The organism is Fibrobacter intestinalis, from assembly GCF_900167415.1.
In the GTDB taxonomy this organism is placed as follows: Bacteria; Fibrobacterota; Fibrobacteria; order Fibrobacterales; family Fibrobacteraceae; genus Hallerella; species Hallerella intestinalis.
The window spans coordinates 1-2,117 of record NZ_FUWU01000111.1 but is presented as its reverse complement, the minus strand read 5'-3'; the positions used below and the strand labels follow the sequence as shown (position 1 = coordinate 2,117).

5 protein-coding genes are annotated in these 2,117 nt (G+C 45.2%); 1 reads left to right on the top strand and 4 read right to left on the bottom strand.

The window, feature by feature from the left end:
- Nucleotides 1-222: hypothetical protein (locus B5D40_RS16270; protein ID WP_234978188.1), on the top strand; the 222-nt coding region annotated here is incomplete at its 5' end.
- Between the two features lie 76 nt (nt 223-298).
- On the opposite strand, the gene B5D40_RS16000 is transcribed toward B5D40_RS16270, so the two are convergent.
- The 4 genes from B5D40_RS16000 to B5D40_RS15060 form a co-directional block, all read right to left on the bottom strand.
- Nucleotides 299-559: a putative toxin-antitoxin system toxin component, PIN family gene (locus B5D40_RS16000; RefSeq protein ID WP_198951045.1), complete on the bottom strand. Its 261-nt coding sequence runs from the start codon at nt 557-559 to the stop codon at nt 299-301.
- Nucleotides 560-697: 138 nt separating this feature from the next.
- Nucleotides 698-1,096, bottom strand: a complete 399-nt coding sequence (locus B5D40_RS15070; protein ID WP_234978187.1) for a PIN domain-containing protein — start codon at nt 1,094-1,096, stop codon at nt 698-700.
- A 98-nt stretch (nt 1,097-1,194) separates the two neighbouring features.
- Entirely contained in the window at nt 1,195-1,470 is a 276-nt protein-coding gene (locus B5D40_RS15065) for a UPF0175 family protein (protein WP_073306418.1), read from the bottom strand.
- A gap of 98 nt (nt 1,471-1,568) precedes the next feature.
- Nucleotides 1,569-2,117: DUF5915 domain-containing protein (locus tag B5D40_RS15060; RefSeq protein WP_234978186.1), on the bottom strand; the 549-nt coding region annotated here is incomplete at its 5' end.

Genomic DNA, 2,117 nt, shown 5'->3' with positions numbered 1-2,117 from the left:
TTACTCTTTAAAAATAACATAAAAACGAGAAAAAGCCCTAATAGTTTACAAAAAAGTTCTTTTTTTTGCAATGAAAACGGCGATTCTTCGCTATTGTGTAAAGAAAAAAGGGTATTCCAAGTTGGAACACACCTTTCCATTCTGCAATCTTTCTTATTGCATCATATTGCGGAAATCCGCCAACTTGACGATTTTTGTCTGCTTATGTTGTTGGAGTTCTAGTAAATCCTTATCCCCAGAAACAATATATGCAGCATCGATTGTTTCTGCAAGAGTGAGCAGGTAAAGGTCCTTGGGATCACGAATTGGAGATTGCGTATTTCTCTCCGATAATAACAAACTGACAATAGTCATAGATGATGCCTAGCAAATCAGCGACATCATCCATTCGGATATACTTCTTTATTTTTTCACGGCTACAGACATCCTGAATCTCTTCAAGCAGTCGTTCACAAGCATACACTTGAAACCGTTCGTCATTCAACAATTGACGAACAAAGGAAATCTGATGTCCAATGAGGAACGAAATCCAGATATTGCAGTCTAGGACTACTTTCATTTTGCGTATCGGACAGCGTTTACTTCCGCCATAATTTCCTCTTCACTAAGAAGCGGTTCCTTAGGGCGAGTGGCGATAAAACGTTCGAGCATCTGCTCCTTGGTCCTTGTCCGCCATCCAAACTTTCGGATAAGTTCACTAAATCTTGTCATGGACCAGCGACAACAGCAAATTAAAAAGTTTTTCACCGATAAAGCGGTTCATACCCCTAAGCATAGTAACACTTTGATCAATTTCATCTGCAGTAAGCAACTTTTTCTGATATGCGGCAAAGAGGATGCCTATGCTTCCGGTAATCGTCAGTTTCATGCTCTCGGCTACAACACGGCCCTTGCTTTCGTCAATCAGCAAAAGACTCGGTTGCTTTTCGTCTGCCAAGATAATCGCTTCGCTTTCGCCCAGGTCCAACCCCGTCGCCCGCTGCAATAGGGAAACTCTATCTGCAGAAAGGTCCGAATGGACTTCTAAAAACGGGCAATTCCTAAAATACTCCGCTTCTTCAGGGTATTCAGTATTGCGAGTCAATTCTTCAAACACAGCAAAAGGGATGTGTACGGAATTATATAGTTTATTTAAAACATCAATCCGTCCAATTTTGAACAGAGTCAATAATGGAGTCGTGTCAGAGACAACTATCACTTAGACTCTCCGCAAGCAGCTAAAGCGTTTGCAATATCGCGTTCAAGTTCCGCTTCGTCCATGTCAATATACGGGATGCCCATAGAGCCATACAGCTGGATAAGAGACCACTTGTCCATTTCAAGAATCTCGGCAGCACGGCCATGCGAAATAGTCCCATTTTGAATATAGGGGTACAGGAGCATCGCACGTTGTTTCAGCCACATATCACGCTTATTTACATAAGGTTCCATTGCAGCTGTTATTTCAATTGTAGCGGTTTGCATATTCATACCTCACCCATAAATATACACTTTTTAAAACAAAAGACCAAATAAAGAAAGCGCCCTTTCACAAGGAAAGAGCGTTTTTAGAATCTTTTTGAGAGTATTTAGGCTTTTACCGTCGTAAACGCAAACGCCTCTCCATCGGCGTCGTTGGCTTCGAGGCCATCGGCAGAAGCGGCCCACTTAATCGCAACAGCCTGAGTTTCACCGGCGATGTAAGCTTCGTTTTCGGCAACGGCCTGCTTGAAGACTTCGCTTGCAGAGAACAGCGTCACTTCGATCTTGTCGGTGATGGCGTAGTTCTGATCCTTACGGCGGTTCTGGATGCGGTTCACGAGTTCGCGGGCCACGCAGGCGCGGCGGAGTTCGTCCGTGATCTTGAGGTCCAGAGCCACGGTGAAGTGCTGATTCGCTTCCACGGCGAGGCCTTCCGGCACGATGCGGCTAAGCATCAAGCAGTCGGCACCGACCTCACCGAAGTCGAACTTGATCGTCTCGCCATTCTGCAAAGCCTTGATTTCATCGACAGTCAGCGAATTCAACTTGGCAGAGATCACTTTCATGTTCTTCGCGTAATCCGGGCCCTTCGCCTTGATGGCGAGGAAGTTGGGCTTGGCGGAGAGCTGCACGAGCTTCGTCTCATCTTCCAAGAA

Excerpts from the sequence above, each read along its gene's own strand:
- B5D40_RS16000 (WP_198951045.1), bottom strand. The coding sequence starts at position 559 with ATGAAAGTAGTCCTAGACTGCAATATCTGGATTTCGTTCCTCATTGGA.
- B5D40_RS15065 (WP_073306418.1), bottom strand. The coding sequence starts at position 1,470 with ATGAATATGCAAACCGCTACAATTGAAATAACAGCTGCAATGGAACCT.